Source organism: Thermomonas sp. (genome assembly GCF_041905325.1).
Lineage (GTDB): Bacteria > Pseudomonadota > Gammaproteobacteria > Xanthomonadales > Xanthomonadaceae > Thermomonas.
Window position 1 is genome coordinate 108,542 of the sequence record NZ_JAYRLK010000005.1, and the last position, 18,111, is coordinate 126,652.

The 18,111-nt window shown below is 67.5% G+C and carries 11 protein-coding genes; 5 read left to right on the plus strand and 6 right to left on the minus strand.

The features are described from left to right. Window positions 1-10: 10 nt before the first annotated feature. The 6 genes from tssB to ACE3OK_RS07375 form a co-directional block, all read right to left on the minus strand. Window positions 11-523, minus strand: coding sequence for a type VI secretion system contractile sheath small subunit (gene tssB / locus ACE3OK_RS07350; RefSeq protein ID WP_374248886.1), 513 nt, complete (start codon window positions 521-523; stop codon window positions 11-13). 181 nt (window positions 524-704) lie between these two features. Beyond that, the gene (tssA, locus tag ACE3OK_RS07355; protein WP_374248887.1) at window positions 705-1,784 is read right to left on the minus strand and encodes a type VI secretion system protein TssA; all 1,080 of its coding nucleotides are present in this window, start codon (window positions 1,782-1,784) and stop codon (window positions 705-707) included. Between the two features lie 15 nt (window positions 1,785-1,799). Then, window positions 1,800-5,396 (minus strand): type VI secretion protein IcmF/TssM N-terminal domain-containing protein, encoded by a 3,597-nt coding sequence (locus ACE3OK_RS07360; protein ID WP_374248888.1) that lies wholly within the window; start codon window positions 5,394-5,396, stop codon window positions 1,800-1,802. Beyond that, the gene (locus ACE3OK_RS07365; RefSeq protein ID WP_374248889.1) at window positions 5,393-6,811 is read right to left on the minus strand and encodes a DotU family type IV/VI secretion system protein; all 1,419 of its coding nucleotides are present in this window, start codon (window positions 6,809-6,811) and stop codon (window positions 5,393-5,395) included. The genes ACE3OK_RS07360 and ACE3OK_RS07365 overlap by 4 nt, the downstream gene beginning before the upstream one ends. Before the next feature lie 3 nt (window positions 6,812-6,814). Then, the gene (gene tssK, locus ACE3OK_RS07370) at window positions 6,815-8,245 is read right to left on the minus strand and encodes a type VI secretion system baseplate subunit TssK (RefSeq protein ID WP_374248890.1); all 1,431 of its coding nucleotides are present in this window, start codon (window positions 8,243-8,245) and stop codon (window positions 6,815-6,817) included. A 61-nt stretch (window positions 8,246-8,306) separates the two neighbouring features. Beyond that, window positions 8,307-9,461, minus strand: a complete 1,155-nt coding sequence (locus ACE3OK_RS07375; RefSeq protein WP_374248891.1) for a TraB/GumN family protein — start codon at window positions 9,459-9,461, stop codon at window positions 8,307-8,309. Between the two features lie 251 nt (window positions 9,462-9,712). Here ACE3OK_RS07375 and ACE3OK_RS07380 point away from each other — a divergent pair, with 251 nt between their 5' ends. From ACE3OK_RS07380 to tssH, 5 genes are all read left to right on the plus strand, one after another. Further along, window positions 9,713-10,399, plus strand: coding sequence for a response regulator (locus tag ACE3OK_RS07380; RefSeq protein ID WP_374248892.1), 687 nt, complete (start codon window positions 9,713-9,715; stop codon window positions 10,397-10,399). Window positions 10,400-10,515: 116 nt separating this feature from the next. After that, entirely contained in the window at window positions 10,516-12,324 is a 1,809-nt protein-coding gene (locus ACE3OK_RS07385) for an MltA domain-containing protein (RefSeq protein WP_374248893.1), read from the plus strand. A gap of 117 nt (window positions 12,325-12,441) precedes the next feature. Continuing rightward, entirely contained in the window at window positions 12,442-14,277 is a 1,836-nt protein-coding gene (tssF, locus tag ACE3OK_RS07390) for a type VI secretion system baseplate subunit TssF (RefSeq protein WP_374248894.1), read from the plus strand. Beyond that, window positions 14,274-15,374 (plus strand): type VI secretion system baseplate subunit TssG, encoded by a 1,101-nt coding sequence (gene tssG / locus ACE3OK_RS07395; protein WP_374248895.1) that lies wholly within the window; start codon window positions 14,274-14,276, stop codon window positions 15,372-15,374. Before tssF ends, tssG begins: the two co-directional genes overlap by 4 nt. Then, the gene (gene tssH / locus ACE3OK_RS07400; RefSeq protein WP_374248896.1) at window positions 15,365-18,028 is read left to right on the plus strand and encodes a type VI secretion system ATPase TssH; all 2,664 of its coding nucleotides are present in this window, start codon (window positions 15,365-15,367) and stop codon (window positions 18,026-18,028) included. Before tssG ends, tssH begins: the two co-directional genes overlap by 10 nt. The last annotated feature ends 83 nt before the right edge of the window (window positions 18,029-18,111 follow it).

Here is an 18,111-nt window from a genome sequence, read left to right on the forward strand (position 1 = left end):
GTACTGCCGGTCATGCGTCGGACTTGGAACCGACTTCCTTGCTCAACTGCGCGATCTTGTCGGTGTTCTGCAGCACTTCGTTGAGCAGGTCTTCGAACTTGTCGTTGCCTGCCGCCTTGTTGCGCAGGTCGGCCAGCTTCTGGCGTGCCTCCAGCAGCTTGCGCAGCGGCTCGATCTGGTTGGCGACGCGTTCCGGCGAGAAGTCTTCCAGGCTGCGGAACGTCAGCTCCACGCCCAGCTTGGAACCATCCTCGGCGAGCTTGTTGTCCACCTGCATCTGCACCCGCGGCTTCATGCCCTTGAGCACGTCGTCGTAGTTGTCCTTGTCGACGTTGACGAACTTGCGGTCCTTCATCTTCGCCAACGGCTCCGCCGGCTGGCCGCTGAAATTGCCGATCACGCCGGCCACGAACGGGAGTTCCTTCTTCTCGATCGCATCGCCCACTTCCACGTCGTAGGTGAGCTGTACGCGCGGGGCGCGAACGCGATCGAGCTTGTGCTGGGTGCTTTCTTTCTTGGCCATGGGATTCCCCGTGCGCGATGGGTGGAGCTGGCGATGTAACCGGGGCAGCGGTCGCTGCGCGACGCATCCCGGAGCGTATTTGCGAGTCTAGGAAGGGTGCTTTGCAGACGACATCCCACGGACGGCCAGACTTGGGCATATGCCGTTCGGCGTGGCGGCCGCCGCCCCGCCTTGCGGCGGATCAATAGCTGGGCGGCAACCCGACGCGCTCGCGGATGGACGACAGCGTGCCTTCGTCGCGAATCACTTCCGCCAGCCACTGCTCCAGCGGCATGTTGGCCCAGGTCACCGCGCGGTCCAGCAGATACGCCACCGGGCTGTGCGGCTCGGTGCGGCGGAAGAACGCGGCGATGTCGTTCAGCGCCCGTAGGGCCGATTCCTTCGACGCCAGGCTGCCGCCGCCGAGATTGAGTGCCGCACCGCCCGCCCCTGCCGCAGCCGGGGCCACCGCCACGCCGGCATCGCCTTCGCCGCCGGCATCGGCTTCCACCGCACCGCCCAGCCCCTTGCTGGCCGCGACGCGGGCATAAATGGTCTGGATCTTCTTCAGCGCATCCTCCAGCGCACTCAGGCTGGGGGCTTCGCGGCCAAGCTTGGCATCGGACATGGCACTGAGACGGGCAAACGCTTCGCGCGCCGCCGCAACCTGCGCGATGCGCTCTGCAATCAGCGCATCCGGGGTGGCCAGCATCCGGCTGTCGTAGGCCTCGCCGTTGATGCGCCCTTCGTCCAGCGCAGCCTGGTAGGCCTCCGCGTTCTGTCGCCCGAGGTTGTCGACCTCGCGCGAGTCGACCCAGCCTGCCAATGTCAACGCTGCCTGCGGGTCGTCATTGAGCAGGGTGGTCTGCAACACGCGGCCGCCGTAGGTGGCGAACCAGGCCAGCTTGCTGGCGCGCTCCTCCAGGTCGCCATCGTCGATGCGTGGATACAGGCCGTCCCAGTAGGTGTCCAGCAGTCCGGTCAACAGGTCGAAAGCATCCCGCGCGCCTTCCAGCCCCTGCCTTGCAATGATCGCCTCGCCCAGCCACACGGCGGCTTGCAGATCCTTGCTGGTGCGCAGCAACACGTCTTCGGCCAGGCTTTGCGCCTCGCGCCAATCGGCCACCTTCAATTCGGTCTGCCACTCGCCCTGGGCAAGGTTCGGATCGTCGGCCCGGCGCGCCTCGCGGATGCGGTCGAACTGGTCGGAAAAACTGGCGTCGCTGCCGGCCGGGTCACTGCCGGGGATCGGGGCGAGAAGTTCGGTGATGTCGATGGCCATGGGCCCTCCGGTTGGTCATTCCAGGATCATGCTGGGCACTTCCGCGCGCGCGGTGCTGGCACCCAGGTAGCGTTTCATTTCGTCCGACAGGTCCGCCTTCAGGTACACCCGGGCACCACGGAACCCGATGGCGTCGAGGCGGGCGCGCAGCTGCCCCCATTGCGCGGGGCTGTAGCTGGCGCGGAAATCATCCAGGGCATAGGCATGCGTGCCGTTGGCGAAGTCCGCCAGCAATTCGGCGAACCCATCGGCGCCGGCGTAGCTGCGCACCAGCTCGATGTCGCTGGGTGCGGGCGTGGCCGCCTGCATCTGGCTGGTGGCCGGATCGAATTCCTGCACCGCCTCACCCGGCGCGGCCGGGGGCGCGGCGATGTTGATGCGGATGCGCGCTTGCAGGCAGCTGGACGGCGACCAGAACACCTGCGCGGTGGCCTCGGCCAGCGATGCGCCGGCGGAACTGGCGCGATACACGCGCTCACGGCACTCGACTTCCAGCACCGTGCCGGTGGTGCCTTCATCCAACGCCCCAAGCTGGCTGGGCTGGGTCAGGGTGAAGCTGCCGGCCAGGAACGGGGCCACGTTGCCCAGCACCGGCAAGAACTTGCTCTCGGATGCCACCATGCCCTGGTAGGCGCCACTGAGCGGCATGGCCACGCCGTCCACCTTGACCGGCAAGCGCTCCTTTTCGGTGATGAAGGGCTTCAGCCAGTCGTTGACGAAAGCACCCAGCTTGCCCTGCGGCCCGTACAGGGCTTCCACCTGCTGTTCCGGCGGCAGCTGCGCCAGCGGCTTGACCACGCTGTCGCGCCAGCGCTCCTGCACGTATTCGCCGGCACGGTGGACGGTGAGGGACAGCAACAACCGGGCGGGCCCCTGCACCATCGACCAGGCGGCCATGTCGTTCCCCTGGAACGCGGTGGCGTATTTTTCCGCCGGTTTGTCCACCGCCTCGATCAACTGCGTGTAGTCGCTGGCCGGGGGCTTGTCGGCCTTGCCCTTGCTGGCGAACAGGTCGGACGCCAATTGGTAGACATCCTCGCCCGAGCCCTCAGCCGACAGCCGCAGGTAGGCACGCGCGTATGCCGCATCCTGCCCCGGCAACACCGTCGTCTGGGTATCGTGCATGGCCAGCAGCCAGACCGGCGGCGCGATTTTTTCACCCCCGAAGCGGAACGATGCGGCGACGAACCGCCCGAACGGCCGCCATGACGACAGCCACTTCGCCTTCATCCCCGCCCATGTGGCTGCCCAGCGCGACGCGAACGGCCAATCAAGCGGCAATTCGTACAGGTTGCGCTGGGCGGATGCGAAAAAAAGGGTGTACGGGTTGTCCTTGCCCGCCGCGCGCACCAGCAAGTCGCCGTTGCGCCCCCGCCACAGGGCCATGCCGTCCGCGAACCGCGTCTGGAACTTCGCCCATTGGCTGAAGTAGTCGTGGAAGTAGGCATCGCGCAGGTCATCGAAACGGGTCGCGCGGTCGGGGGCCTGTTCGCGCAGGGTCGCCAGCATCGGCTGCACCACCCCTTCCCACGCATCCCGCGTATAGGCATTGGAGATGCCTTCCACCTGCCCGCCGTCGGTGCCCACCACCGCGCCCTGCGGCAGCCAGAAGGTGCCCAGGTCGATACCGGTGCCGCGCGCATCGGCCCATTGCCGCAGGTCGGCGGCACGCGGTGTGTAGCTGGCCAGCAATTTCTTCAGCAGGCCTTCGAGGCGATCGTGTTCGGCGTCACGGACGTTTTTTTTTTGCCACCGCAGGTAGCCGAGGTAGGTGGCGAACAGGGCATTGGCATTGTTGCGGTCACGCCGGGTATCGTTGTCGGCACTGACGAACGGCGCGAACAACCGCGAGCGCGCGTCGAAACTGACGTTGTTGGGAAGCTCGTTGACACGGCAAGCGTCGCGCTGGCTGCTGCAATTCTCCAGCAGACGCAACCGCTGGGTGATGGCCAGCACGTGCTCGATGCCGGCGCGGTGCTGGTCGATGTCGGTGGCCAGCATCTGGTCCTCGGGGGCCAGGATCAGGTTGGCGAAATCATCGATCACCCGCTGCTTGAGGCGCGCGATGTCGCTGTCGGCACGCCGGATGCCGAAACTCAGCCAGGTGTCGCCCTGCGCGGCCTCCAGCTCCTCGATGGTGCGGCCGCAACTGGCCACCCATTCGATCCGCCCGGTGGACGTGCGGTTGGCCACTTCCGCGCAGGCACTGCGGGTCTGCGCCAGCAGCGCCGCATCGTCGCGATGCGCGGCCTTCAGCCCGTAGGCGAAGGACGCGGACAGGCCCAGCATCGCCAGCACCCCTGCCCCCGCAATCGCCAGCCGGCCGGCATTGCCGCGGAAACTGGTGCCCGCCAACGGTTGGTCGCTGGGCAGGAAGCGGGTGAACAGGTCGGCGACGAACGCGCCGCCGCGCTGGACGGGGTCGGCCCCTCCGGCGAAATACAGGCCCCGCCAGCGCGGGGTGCGCTGGAACGGGTTGTCTTCCAGCATCAGGTTGACGAACAGCGACAACCCCGGATGCGCCAGCCGCAGCGATTCAACGAAATCGAACACCGCGCGCCGCTGCTGCGGCGTGTGCTGGGCGCGCAAAGCGGTCATGCGCAGCGCATGCAGGCGGTCCTCGATCGGGCGCAGGACATCATCGATGCGCCCGCTGGCGGCCGCGCTGACCACCTCGTTTTCGGCGAAACGATGCCCCAGCGCCTGCGTGAAGGCTTCCGCCGGCAGGGTGGCACGCAGCTGCGCGTATCCCGGCAACCGCTCCAGCCCGGTCACCACGAAATACACCGGCATCTGCACCTGCAGGTGTTCCATGGCCTCGTCCACCAGCCGGCGCAGGCGGGTGGCGGTGTCCTTCAATGCATCCGCCGGGCCCAGCAGGGTCTGCACCGACACTGCGGCGACGATGCCGTTGAGCGGGAGTTTTTCGCGCTCGTCGGCCAGCTTCATCAATGCCTGGTACCACAACCCGCGATCCAGCCGCGCACCGGTATCGCAGACCACGCGCGGGTGCATTTCGATGGCGATCATGGATTTGTGGAACCACCACCGCCAGACATCGTCCGCTGCCATCGCCGGCTTGTCGGAATCCGGGAACGGCGACACTTCGCTGCCGGCGCGCAGCAGGCCTTCCACGCCGGCGGCCGCATCGCCCACAAACAGCAACCACGGAATGCGGTACAGGGGCGTGCGGCCCTGGGCAATCTCCGGTGCCCTGGCAATGGTGCGCTTGGCTTCCGCGATGGCGGCCGCCATCTTCGCCACCGGCTCGCGCTCGTCGTCGGCGTTGCCGGGCCCAAGATCCCCCATGCGCTTGCGCGTGCGCCCCTTCAGGGAGGCCTTGCGCTGGCCCGCCATGAACCACCACAGCACCACCGCCACCACCACGCACAACCCCAGCACCTGCCAGAAACGCATCGGCAATTGCGGCAGGATCGCCATGGCCAGGAACACGAGGCCGGCCAGCACGATCAACAGCAGCAACGTCACCACGATCCGGCGCAACCACGGCGTCTTGGCGGCTTCCGAACTTTTCGAATACAGCGAGCCGATGCGGTTGAACACATTGCCGATGATCGAAAACAGGTTTTCCACGGAGGTCAGCGGATTCATTGCGCAAGCTCCTGCTGCGGCGCGCTCTCGGGCGCCGGCTGGCACGCCGCAAGTGCGTGCTGCTTCCTGGATGGGTCGGTTTCCGGCTCGGTCTGCATGAACAGGTGCGAGGCCAGCAGTTGGGAATTGCCACGGTTGGATTCGAGGAATTGCCGCAGCTTCGGCAGGTATTCCTGCGCGGTCTGGATTTCCGGCAACGCCTCCTGGTACAGCGGCTTCGGCGACGAGATCACGGTGATCAGCTCCTGCCCGAAGGGCGCGCAGATCGTCCAGGTCCTGGAGGGCGTGGCACCGACTTCGAACTGTTCCAGCGCATGCAGCAGGCGGCCGCTGTCCGGCTCGCCGGCATTCGGGTAGATGTGCGCCACGTCGCCGTTGACGGTGTAGTAGTCGACATACAGGTAGCCGTCGTAGTTGGGCTCCTGCAATTTGACGATCACGTTCTCGCCCTCGATGAAGCGGTCGGAGTGCCCGACGCTGGGGGTGATGGTCAGATGCTGGCCGCTGTCGTCGTTGCGCGCCTTGTAGGGCGCCAGCGCACGCACCACCTCGCAATGCGGCCAGATCCGCAATTGCAATTGCGCATCCACCGATTTCACGCCTTCGATGGCGGCCAGCTGCTGCTTGATCGAGGCCATGTCGTCGGTGCTTTTGGCATAGCCGGCCACCTTGACGCTGCCCTTGTCGTCGTCGGTTTCCACCTTGAGGTCGGCGCAATCGGCGTTGAACCGGGCCACCACTTGCTGCACCGGTACCGAAATGGTCGGCTTGGGCGCGGCAAGCAGGATCCACGCCAGGTACAACACCGGGATCAGCAATGCCAGCAACGCGCCGATGCCCAGCAGCGCGCGGTCCCATTGCCGCGGCAGGCGCGGGCCGGCCGGATCGGCCACGCCATACGGTTGCGGGGTGATCTTTTCCTCGCGCAGGGTATGGATGGGTGCCGGTGCCACCGGCAGTTGCCGGCCGTGCATCTCCTTGAGCTTGCCAAGCTCGCCGGTGTCGCCGTTCTCGTAGTAGTACTGGCCGACGAAGCCGCACAGCAGCGCGTGGTAATAGACCTCGCGCACTTCGTCCTGATCCTGCCCCAGGGCCGACAGATGGGTGAAGAACTCGTTGCCGGCATTGTTGGTGGTAAACATCGTGACCTGCAGCGGGGCCACGCCGCTGGTCAGCCAGACCGGGTTGCGCGCCATGATCTCGTCGATCCACGCCACCACCGCAAATGCGGCATTGTCGGCCTGCTCCGGGCGCTTGCCATCGGCCATCGCCGCAGCCTTGGCGCGTTCGATCAGCTCGCGCGCGCGCGCCACCACGGCCGCCGCGGGCTCGCTGGCCTGGTTGCCGGCCACCTGTTCGTCCAGCGCCAGCCCGAACGAAAACAGCGCGGAGAAGTGATGCAGGAGTCTGGCCATGGCTTAGTCCTGCCCCGCGACCGGGAACAGCTTGATGACGGTGGAATCCGGCGGCAGGTCGGAGAACACCGCGATGTTGCGGCCGTTCTTGATCATCTGCCAGAACGGATGGGTGGTATCGACCAGGAAATAGGTGGTGTTCGGGCTCTTCTGCGGCAGCTCTTCCGGCGGCACCGGCAGCAGGTCGATCTTCAGGCCGAACAGCGCCGCCGACAGCAGCCGCGGCATTTCGTCCATCGACGCGATCTTGCCGGTGCGCGACAGCCGGGCGAACAGATCCGCACCTTTCTGCTCGGACTCGAAGGCGAGGTAGAACCGCGTCTTGTCGCTTTCGAACAGGTTGACCGGCAGGTCGGCGCGGTAGAAGCGCCCGTCGTAGGTCAGGGTGATGCCCACTTCGGCACCCACCGTCAGTGCCTTGATCAGCGTCTCGGCACGGTCGAAGCCGACGCGGAAGCAACGCCGCAGGTCGTCGTGATCGTAGTCCGGAAGTTCGGTTTCGCGCGGGTTGGAGGCCAGCTCGCCGAAGTAGCCGATGTCCTCCGAGAACACCGAGAACTCCGCCACCAGGCGGCGCAAGTCCTGGTACATCGCATACGCGGACACGGTATCCAGCCGCGCGTGCTCCTGGAACTGCGGAATGTGGCGCGCGAAGGTCTGCATCATCAGCACGCGCATCACTTCCTGCGCGCTGGTGGAGGCGGCGCGGATGCCGCGCTGGCGCTTGATCGCGGCGAAGTCCTGCCCGCGCGACACCAAAAGGTCGCGCAGCGCGCGCGTCCAGCGCGCCAGGTTGCGGGACGCGGTGATGGCGGTGACGGGCGGGATGTAATCGGCCGACAACTTGAACTTGCCGGGCCCGGCGGGCAGCAGTTCGGCGAACTTGTAGCTGTCGGAGCCGCGCACGATGGCCTCGGCGTTCTCGTCCAGCCCGGTGACGATGTTGGCCTGGTAAACCAGGAAGTCGACATCGGCTTCCGGGGCCTGCGGGTCGAACGGATCGGCCAGGGTTTCGGTCGCCAGCGTGTGCCGCGCCAGCAACCGCTCCCCATCACGCCGCCCCAGCCCCTGCAAGGTGCGCTCGGCGGTGAACACCAGCCACAGCGGGATCGGGTCGTTGCCGGTCACGCGCAAGTCGGCGATGTTGCGGGTGGCCACGCGCGCGTTGCCCGGCACGGTGTCCGCCGAGCCGCCCTGCAGGCGCTCGCCGTCGCGGGTACTCAGCACGAAGTGCTCCACATCCACCACCCCGCTGCCCAGCGCCTCTTCACGCAGGCGCAGCGCCTCGTACCCCCAGGGAAACGGCGTCACCCGCAGGTGCAACGCATGCTGCCCTGCCCGCGCCCAGGCGTCCTGCGCTTGCAGGTGTTGCGGGCTCAGGAATGCACCCTGCCCCCAATGCACCTGCCGATCCCCGTTCATGCCGAATGCCATGCCGCCTGCTCCCTAGACTTGTGTTGCACTGCCCCGCCCACTTCCAAACGCAAGGTGCCGCTCATGGCGGCACCGCCTCGACCGTGAACCCGTCGCGCCGCAGGCGGGCGATCAGCCCATCCGGGCCCACCAGGTGGATCGCCCCGACCGCGACAAACCCGGGGCCGTCCCGGAACAAGGTTTCCAGCGGCCCGATCCAGCGCGCGTTGCGCTCTTCCAGCAGGCATACGCGGGCGCGCTGTTCGATGGCCTTGGCGGCCTCCCCAAGCCCGTCCATGCGGTCGACGCTGGCCAGCCATGCATCAAGATTGCGGCTGCGATAGAAGGCCATGGCTTCGGCCGATTCGATGCGCAGGATCCACGATTTGCGCAGGCGCTCGGCCAGCACCACCGCCTGCTCGGCTGCCGGCACGCAATCCAGTGCCTGCAACTGCTGCTCCAGGGTTTCCAGATGCACCAACCGCTTGCCGCCAGCCTGCGCCATTTTCTGCAGGCGCGCATCCATGCTGGCATCGCTGCCGCTTTCGCCACGCGCCTCCAGCAGCGCCAGTACCGCCCAGGGTTTCATGCGCTGCAAGTCCTGCGGACGCACCGCCGGCAGCAACGCCTGCGCCATCGCCATGCCCTGCTTGTCGAGCATCCCGCCCAATGGCGTGCCGACCGGCAGCCACCGATAGCCGTCGTACTCCGGCTTCCACGGGGAGTCGATGTCGGCTTCGCTGACGAAGGTATCGGTGTCGGCCAGCAGGCGACCCAGGTGTTCGTAATCGGTTCCCTGTTCCTCGGGCGTGCCGAAATGGATGGTGCCCAGCAGGTAGCTGGGGCGCGTGTCGCCGGGGGCGGCGGGAGGTGACGCCATCTCCGCGGCCTCGGCGGGCAATTCCCGAAGCGCCGGCGCAGTGACCCGGAACAACACGCCACGATCGCGCGGCGGCATGGCGGCCGGCGGCGGGGCTGCGGCCGGCAATGCGGGATCAGGTACAGCCGGCGTCGGCTGCTGCACCGCCGCCGCAGGTTCCACGGCCTGCACATCGGCGGTGGCTGCATGGCTGGCGGCCTGCGCCGACCCCCGGCGTTGCTGCGCGCCCCGTGCGTCGCGCATGCCGGCATGCGCCAACGCAAGGCCGGACGACACGCCCAGCAGGCACGCCAGCACAAGCCACCGCGCGCGGCGCGCGGCGGGCAACGGGCAGTGCGTGCGGAAGGCAACGGGCATCGGCATGACTCGACGAAGACGGGCAACGCCGGTCGCGGCGCGCATCTGCGGCATTCTTCGGTTGCAGCGATGCCGCAACCATATGCCGTAGGGCGTATGCCGTTGGAACGGCGCTTATGCCTTGCTGTCCGCTGGCGACGCCATCTATCGTGAATTGCTTTGGAAGCAGCCTCGCCGCCGGCAACACCCGGCCACCGTCGCGCCACCACCACGAACATGCGCCCTGGCGGCGCAAGCATGCAGGGATTCTCGTGAAAGTACTGCTGGCCGACGACCATCGCCTGATCATCGAAGGCGTCAAACTCAAGCTGGCGGAGTTGGATCCCGCGGTGGAAACCGTGGTGGCGATGAACCTGGAGGAGCTCGACCGCGCCATCGCCGACCACGGTGCCACCCTGGACCTGGTGCTGCTGGACATCGCCATGCCTGGCACCCAGGGCCACCAGCACGTGGCGCGCCTGCGCGCGGAGGCGCCGCACCTGCCGGTGATCGTGCTGTCTGGCTCGGAAGACGTGGAATTGATGCGCGCCTTGATGGACCTGGGCGTGCTGGGCTTCATCCCCAAGGCCTATTCCCCGGACGTGATGCTGTCGGCCATCCGGTTGGTGCTGGCGGGTGGCGTCTACATCCCGCCGCTGTTGCTGGCCAATGCGCAGGCACAGGGCTGGCAACCCGGCGGCACCCGCGCGCCGGCGGCGGCCTCCACGGCCGCGCAGGGCGGCGCGCACTCGCTGGATGGCTTGCGCAAGCTGTTGACCGAACGCCAGATCGACGTGATGCGGCTGCTGTCGCAGGGCAAGCCGAACAAATTGATCGCGCGCGACCTCGGGATCAGCGAAGGCACGGTGAAAATCCACCTGGCCGCGATCTTCCGCGCCTTGAACGTGCGCAACCGGGTGGAAGCGGTGGTGGCCTCGCGCAAGCTGCAAGGGCTTTGACCCGCCTCGCTCCACCCCGCCTCCCCGCCATAGTGCATCCGCCGTATTGTCCGGCCCGCCGTGGCGGCGCAGCCTGAGCGGCAACGCATGGCCATCATGGCCGTGGAGACTGCCGCATGACCCACATCGCCCCCCCGTCGCTCCACCGACTGCCTTCCCCCTTGCGCTCCGCGCTGCTGACCCTCGGCATCGCGCTCTGCAGCCTTGCCGCCGCACAAAGCGCGCCCGAACAGCCCCCCCTGCCCGTCAATCCGGAACTCGGCCCGGCTTTCTCCACCCGCAACGCCGCTTACGTGCCGGTGCTGCTGGACGAAATCCCCGGCTGGGAAAATGAGGATTTCGCCGGCATGCAGGCCAACTTCATCGGCAATTGCAAGGCCATGCAGCGGCGCAGCGCCTGGGCACCGCTGTGCGCCCGTCTGGCACGGCTGCCGAAGGACAATGCCGCCTTGCAGCAATTCCTGCATGACGAGTTCTATGCCTACCAGATGCTCACCCCCACCCGCAGCGGCACTGGCAAGCTGACCGGCTATTTCGAACCGTTGATCGCCGGCTCGCTGACGCGGCAAGGGGCCTACCGGTACCCGGTGTACGGCACTCCGGCCGACATGCTGACGGTGGATTCCCGCACCGTGGCGGGGCAACCCAGCCGCTGGCTGAAGGTGGTGGACGGGCGGCTGGCGGGTGCCGACGCCGGCGAGCCCGGTGCGCGCGAGTACCGCATCGACCTCGCCGGTGCCGCGCCCAACCCGCGCGACAAGCGCTACCGCGTGCGCATCGACGGCAACGTGGTGCGCGCCTACTACACCCGCCAGCAGATCGACGCCAACGGCATCGACGCGCCGGTGCTGGCGTGGGTGGCCGACCCCTACAAGTTGTATTCGATGCAGGTCCAGGGTTCCGGCAAGATCCAGCTCAAGGACGGCGGCCTGATCCGGCTGGCCTATGCCGAGCAGAACGGCCTGCCGTTCATGCCCAATGCCACCCGCGGCGATTCCGACGCGGTGCTGCTGGCGATCAAGGCGCGCGGGTTGGACGCGCCGCTGGAAGTGGACGTCCCCGGTGTCGGCGCGACCCGCGGCATGAAGAAACCCGGCACCGGCAACGGCGTGGACGCGGATGTCGCCCGCATCATCGCCGCGTTGCAGGGCGGTGGTGGCGTGGCGACGGCCGCGACGGCCTCTGCCAGGCCTGCACCACGCGTGAAGCCGAAGCGCCCCGGGGTCCGCCCCGCCAGCGCCGCGCCGGCAGCGACCAACACCGAGGAAGTGGCCGCCATGATCCAGTTGCTGCTGCACGCGCCGGTGGCCGACACCGGCAGCGTTGCACCCGAAGCGCCGGCACCTGCAATGGCGGCGGCGAAAGGCCCGGCGATTGCCGGCGGCGCCAACGGCTCGTCCGGCAACTCCGCACCGATGGACATGTCCGCCTACCAGGCGGCCGCCACCGGCAAACCCGCCGGGCAGGCGGTGGGGACCGGCGTACCGGTGGCTGCCACCGGCATCCCCGACCCCAGCTACGTGTTCTTCCGCCGCATCAGCGACGGCCCCGAAGGCCCGATCGGCGCACTCGGCGTGCCCTTGAGCGCCGGTCGCTCGATGGCGGTGGACCCACGCGCCACGCCCTTGGGTGCCCCGGTCTTCATTGCCGGTACCCAGCCCGGCAGCGGCGCGCCGATGCAGCGGCTGGTCTTCGCCCAGGACACCGGCGGCGCGATCCGCGGCAGCGTGCGCGGCGACTTCTTCTGGGGCTTCGGCGACAAGGCCGGCAAGATGGCGCTGGCCACCAACCAGCCGGTGCGGATGTGGCTGCTGCTGCCGAAGTCGGTGGCCGGCAGCGCCGCCGCCAGCGGCATCAAGACGCGTGGCGGCGCGGCACTGCGCGATTGCGCGGTACCCGACGACGAGCTGTGCGTGGAAGACTGACGGCCCCGCGCCGGAGGGCATAGACCATCCGGCGAATGGCCTTGCGGACGATGGCTCTTTAGCCTGAACCATCACCGCGCGCGCGCCCTGCGCCGCGGTTTCCGACGCAGGGCCGCCATGCTCGACGATCTGCTGCCGTATTACGAGAACGAACTGACCTACCTGCGGCGGCTGTCGAAGGAGTTCGCCGCGCGCTACCCGAAGATCGCCGCGCGCCTGCAAATGGAAGGCGAGGCCTGCGAAGACCCGCATGTCGAGCGGATGATCGAGTCGTTTTCGTTCCTCACCGCGCGCATCCACAAGAAGCTGGACGACGAGTTTCCGCAGATCACCGAGGCCATGCTGTCGGTGCTGTACCCGCACTTCCTGCGTCCGGTCCCGTCGATGTCGATTGCCCAACTGCAGCTGGCACCGGGCGCGGACATCAACGAGATGCAGGAAATGCCGCGCCACAGCGAGCTGCTGACGCGCCCGGTACAAGGGCTGCCGGTACGCTACCGCACCGCCTACCCGGTCCAGGTGTGGCCGATCCGCATCGCCGAGGCACGGCTGGAGGCGGCCGAACGCTCGGCCTTCGCCGTCACCCGCAACGACACCGTGGCCACGCTGCGCCTGCGCATCGAAGCCACCGGGCAGATGCCCCTCTCGCAACTGGCCATCCCGCGCCTGCGGTTGTACCTGGACGGCGAAAGCCCGCTGGTGCATGCCCTGCACGAATTGCTGCTGAACTCGGCAGCCGGCATCACCGTGCGCGCACCCGGCGATGCCGCGCCGGTGCCGCCGCAGCGCCTGCCCGCCGACAGCCTGCAAGCGGTGGGCTTCGAGGACGACGACGCCTTGCTCGAGTACGACCCGCGCTCGTTCCTGGGCTATCGCCTGATCCAGGAATATTTCGTGCTGCCGGAAAAATTCCTGTTCGTCGACCTGGTCGGGCTGGACCTTTCGCATTTCGACCGCGCGCTGGAAGTGGCCATCGAATTCAAGCCCTTCGGGCGTCCGGACCGCCTGCAACGCCTGGAGCAAACCATCAGCGCCGACACCTTCCGGCTGTTCTGCACGCCGGTGGTCAACCTGTTCAAGCAACAAGGCGAGCCCATCCGCCTGTCGCAGGAGCGCCACGAATACCAGGTCATCCCCGATGTGCGCCGGCCACTGGGGCTGGAGGTCTATTCGGTGGACTGGGTGCGCAAGTTCAGCCGCACGCCGGAGGGCAACGATTCGATCGAATTCCACCCCGCCTACTCCGTGAAGCACGGCCTGCACGACGACGGCGACGGCCATTACTGGTACCTGCAACGGCGGCCCTCGTTGCTGCCCAACGACGACGGCTCCGACGTGATGCTGAGCCTGGTCGACCGCGACATGAACCCGGGCACGCCCGGCGTGGACACGCTGTCGATCAACCTGACCTGCACCAATCGCGACCTGCCCTCGCAACTGCCCTTCGGCGGCGAGGACAGCATCCTGCAACCCGAGCAAGGCGGCGTGATCGCGTCCGCGCGCCTGCTGAAGAAACCCAGTGCCACCTGGCGCGCGCCGATGCGGCAGGCCAACCAGTGGCGGCTGATTTCGCACCTGTCGCTCAACCACCTGTCGATCGTCGACGGCGGCCGCGAGGCGCTGCTGGAAATCCTCAACCTGTACAACTTTGCCGACTCCGGCACCCTGCGCAAGCAGATCGCCGGCATCACCGACGTACGTGGCCATCCGTCGGTAACGCGGGTCGGGCGCGCGCCGCGACAGGCGTTCGTACGCGGCACCGAGATCGAGCTGACCTTCGACGAAAACCAGTACGTCGGCTCCGGCGTGTACCTGATGGCCTGCATGCTGGATCGCTTCTTCGGCCTGTATTGCACCGCCAATTCCTACACGCGCCTGAGCGTGCGCACCACGCAGCGTGAGGACGTGATGGTGCGGTTTGCACCCCGCAGCGGGAGCCTGCCGCTGACATGAGCGAACCGGCAGGCACGCCAACGCACTTCTCGCCCACGCCGGATGGCGGCATCGACCCGATGGCGCCGGCGCTGCTGCGGCTGCAAGCACAACCCGGCCGCTTCGGCTTCTTCCAGAGCGTGCGCCTGCTGTATGCCGAACACGGCTTCGACGGGCGCGGCACGGGGGCGCGGCCCGGCCCGCTGCGCTTCACCACGCCGGCATCGCTGGCATTCCCGCCATCGGAGCTGGCATCGGTCGAGCAGGCCGACGGCCACACCCGCGTGTGTGTCAACTTCATGGGCCTGACCGGCCCGTCCGGCGTGCTGCCGCGCAGCTACACCGAGCTGCTGATCGCCCGCAAGCTGGGCCGCGACCGCAGCGCGCAGGATTTCCTCGACATCTTCAACCACCGCCTGATCGCCCTGTTCTGGCTGGCATGGGCCAAGCACCGCCCCGAAATCGGCCGCCAGTTCGGCTTCAACAACTCGGTGCTGCGCTACCTCGAACACTTGGTGGGCCTGGGCACCCCGGCGCTGCAAGCGCGCCTGCATCCGGTCAGGCGCAATGGTACCGACGCCCAGAAACCACTCCCGGCGGCGGCGATGGCGTACTTCTCCGGGCTCATCGCCCAGCGCCCGCACGGTGAACGCGCGATCGCGCAGGTGGTCTCCGCGGTGGTGGCCGCCCCCGTGCAGGCCAGCGGCTGCCTGGGGACCTGGCAACCGGTGCCCGCCGATGCGCGTACCCGCCTCGGCCGCAGCAGCCACCGCCTGGGCGATGGCTGCATGCTGGGCCAGCGCTACTGGGACCGGCAAACCACATTGCGCCTGACCATCGGCCCGTTGCCGCGCGCCAGGTTCAACGCCTTGCTGCCACGCGGCACGCAATTGGGCGACGTGATCGAACTGTCGCGCTTCCTTACCGGGCTGGCACTGGACCTGCGCGTGCGGCTGTCGCTGCGCGCCGACGAAGTCCCGCCGCTGCGGCTGGGCGCACGCGGCGAAGACCGCCCGCAATTGGGCTGGAACACCTGGCTGCGCGGACGTCGCGGCCACCACCCCACCACCGATACCGAATTCCACTTTTCCGCAATGGGAGGCCAATCATGGCACTGAACCTGCGTGCGCTGATCGCGCGTTTGAATACCACCGTCCGCGGCGCGATGGAGGGCGCGGCAGGCCTGTGCATGTCGCGCGGGCATTACGAAGTGGAAGTGGAGCACGTGCTGGTGAAATTGATGGAGGTGGAAAACACCGACATCCGCCGCATCCTGCGCCAATTCGAAATCGCGCCCGAGGCGCTGGAACGCGAATTGGGCAAAGCACTCGATGGTTTCAAGAGCGGCAACCAGCGCACCCCGGCACTGTCGGCGATGCTGCCAAAACTGTTCGAAGCCGCCTGGGGCTGGGCGTCCATCGAATTCGGCGAGGCGAAGATCCGCAGCGGCCACGTGCTGGTGGCGTTGCTGGCGGATGCCGAACTGCGCCGGCTGGTGTCGGTGAGTGCGCGCTCGCTGGAGAAGATCAACCTCGAAACCCTGACCAAGAACTTCCACGCCCTGACCGAGGCATCGTCGGAAGCAAAGGACGCGCGTGCGCTCGGCGATGCCGGCAGCGCCGGCGTGGGTGGCGATGCACCGGCACCGGGTGCGGCCGCCGGCGGCGGCAAGCCCAGCCGGACGCCCAACCTCGACCAGTACTGCATCAACCTCACCCAGCGCGCGCGCGAAGGCAAGCTGGACCCGGTGCTCGGACGCGATGCGGAAATCCGGTTGATGATCGACGTGCTGACCCGTCGCCGCCAGAACAACCCCATCCTCACCGGCGAGGCCGGCGTCGGCAAGACCGCGGTGGTCGAAGGCCTGGCGTTGCGCATCGCGCAGGATGACGTGCCGCCGCAGTTGCAGGGCGTGGAGCTGCTGTCGCTGGATCTGGGCCTGCTGCAGGCCGGCGCCAGCGTGAAAGGCGAGTTCGAGAACCGGTTGAAGGGCGTGATCGAGGAGGTCAAGTCCAGCCCGAAGCCGATCATCATGTTCATCGACGAGGCGCACACGCTGATCGGCGCCGGTGGCGCGGCCGGCCAGAACGATGCCGCCAACCTGCTCAAGCCGGCGCTGGCGCGCGGCGAGATGCGCACCATTGCCGCGACCACCTGGAGCGAATACAAGAAGTACTTCGAGAAGGACCCTGCCCTGACCCGCCGCTTCCAGGTGGTGAAGGTGGACGAGCCGGACGATGCCAAGGCGGTGGCGATGCTGCGCGGCGTGGGCCAGGCGATGGCCGCGCACCACAAGGTGCGCATCCTCGACGAGGCGATCACCGAGGCGGTGAAACTCAGCTCGCGCTTCATCCCCGGCCGCCAACTGCCGGACAAGGCGGTGAGCGTGCTCGACACCGCGTGCGCCAAGATCGCGATCGGCCAGAATGCCACCCCGGCAAGAATCGAGGACGCACGCCGGCAACTGGACGTGCTGGCCACCGAACGCGCGCAGCTGGAAAAAGAAGCCGCCGGCGGTGCCGACCACGGCAAGCGCCTGCACGAAATCACCGAAGAAACCACCAAACTCGGCGAAGCACTGGCGGCAGACGAAGCCCGTTTCGGCCAGGAAAAAGAGCTGGTGGGCAAAATCCACGCAGAACTGGACAAGGTGGAAGCACTGGCACCCGATGCCCCCGAACGCGCCGATGCGGTGGCCACGCTCAATGCCCTGCGCGCCGAGTTGAAAGCCCTGCAAGGCTTCGAGCCGATGGTCATCCCGGTGGTGGATTCCTCCGCGGTGGCGCAGATCATCGCCGGCTGGACCGGCATCCCGGTGGGCCGCATGGTGGCCGACGAAATCCAGACCGTGCTCAAGCTGAAAGAGACACTGGAAGAACGCGTGATCGGCCAGAGCCATGCGCTGGACGCCATCGCCCAGCGCGTGCGCACCTCGCGCGCCAACCTGGAAGACCCGGACAAGCCCAAGGGCGTGTTCCTGCTGGTAGGCACCTCCGGCGTCGGCAAGACCGAGACCGCCATTGCCCTTGCCGATGCGCTGTACGGCGGCGAGCGCAGCATGATTACCATTGCGATGTCGGAGTATCAGGAAGCGCATACCGTCTCCAGCCTCAAGGGCAGCCCGCCCGGCTATGTGGGCTACGGCGAAGGCGGCGTGCTGACCGAAGCCGTGCGGCGGCGGCCGTATTCGGTGGTGCTGCTGGACGAGATCGAGAAAGCCCACCCGGACGTGCTGGAACTGTTCTTCCAGGTGTTCGACAAGGGCCGCATGGAAGATGGCGAAGGCCGCGAAATCGACTTCCGCAACACCCTCATCATCCTCACTTCCAATGCCGGCACTGATTTGGTGATGCAGGCCTGCACCGAGTCCGAGGAGCTGCCCACAGTCGAATATCTCAACGAGCTGCTCAAGCCCGAGCTCAACCGCGTGTTCAAGCCCGCCTTCCTGGGCCGCACCGCAGTGGTGCCGTATTACCCGCTGCGCGACGAGAACCTGCGCAAGATCGTGCGCCTGAAACTCAACAAGATCGGCAAGCGGATCCGTGCCAACCACGGTGCCGCGTTCGAGTACGACGAAGCAGTGGTGGACGCCATTGCCAACCGTTGTACCGAAGTGGATTCCGGCGCCCGCAACATCGACAACATCCTCACCGGCACGGTGCTGCCCGAGGTCTCCGGCCACGTGCTGGAGCGGATGGCCGAGGGTGGCGGCATCACCGCCATCCACATCGGTGCAGACGGCAGCGGCCACTTCACCTATGCCGTGACCTGAGTGCTGCGCGCGCCCTCGCAAGGGCGCGCGACCTAGCCCGTTTGCCCTATGCCGGCTCCGCAGCCGGCGCGGGGCATAGCACT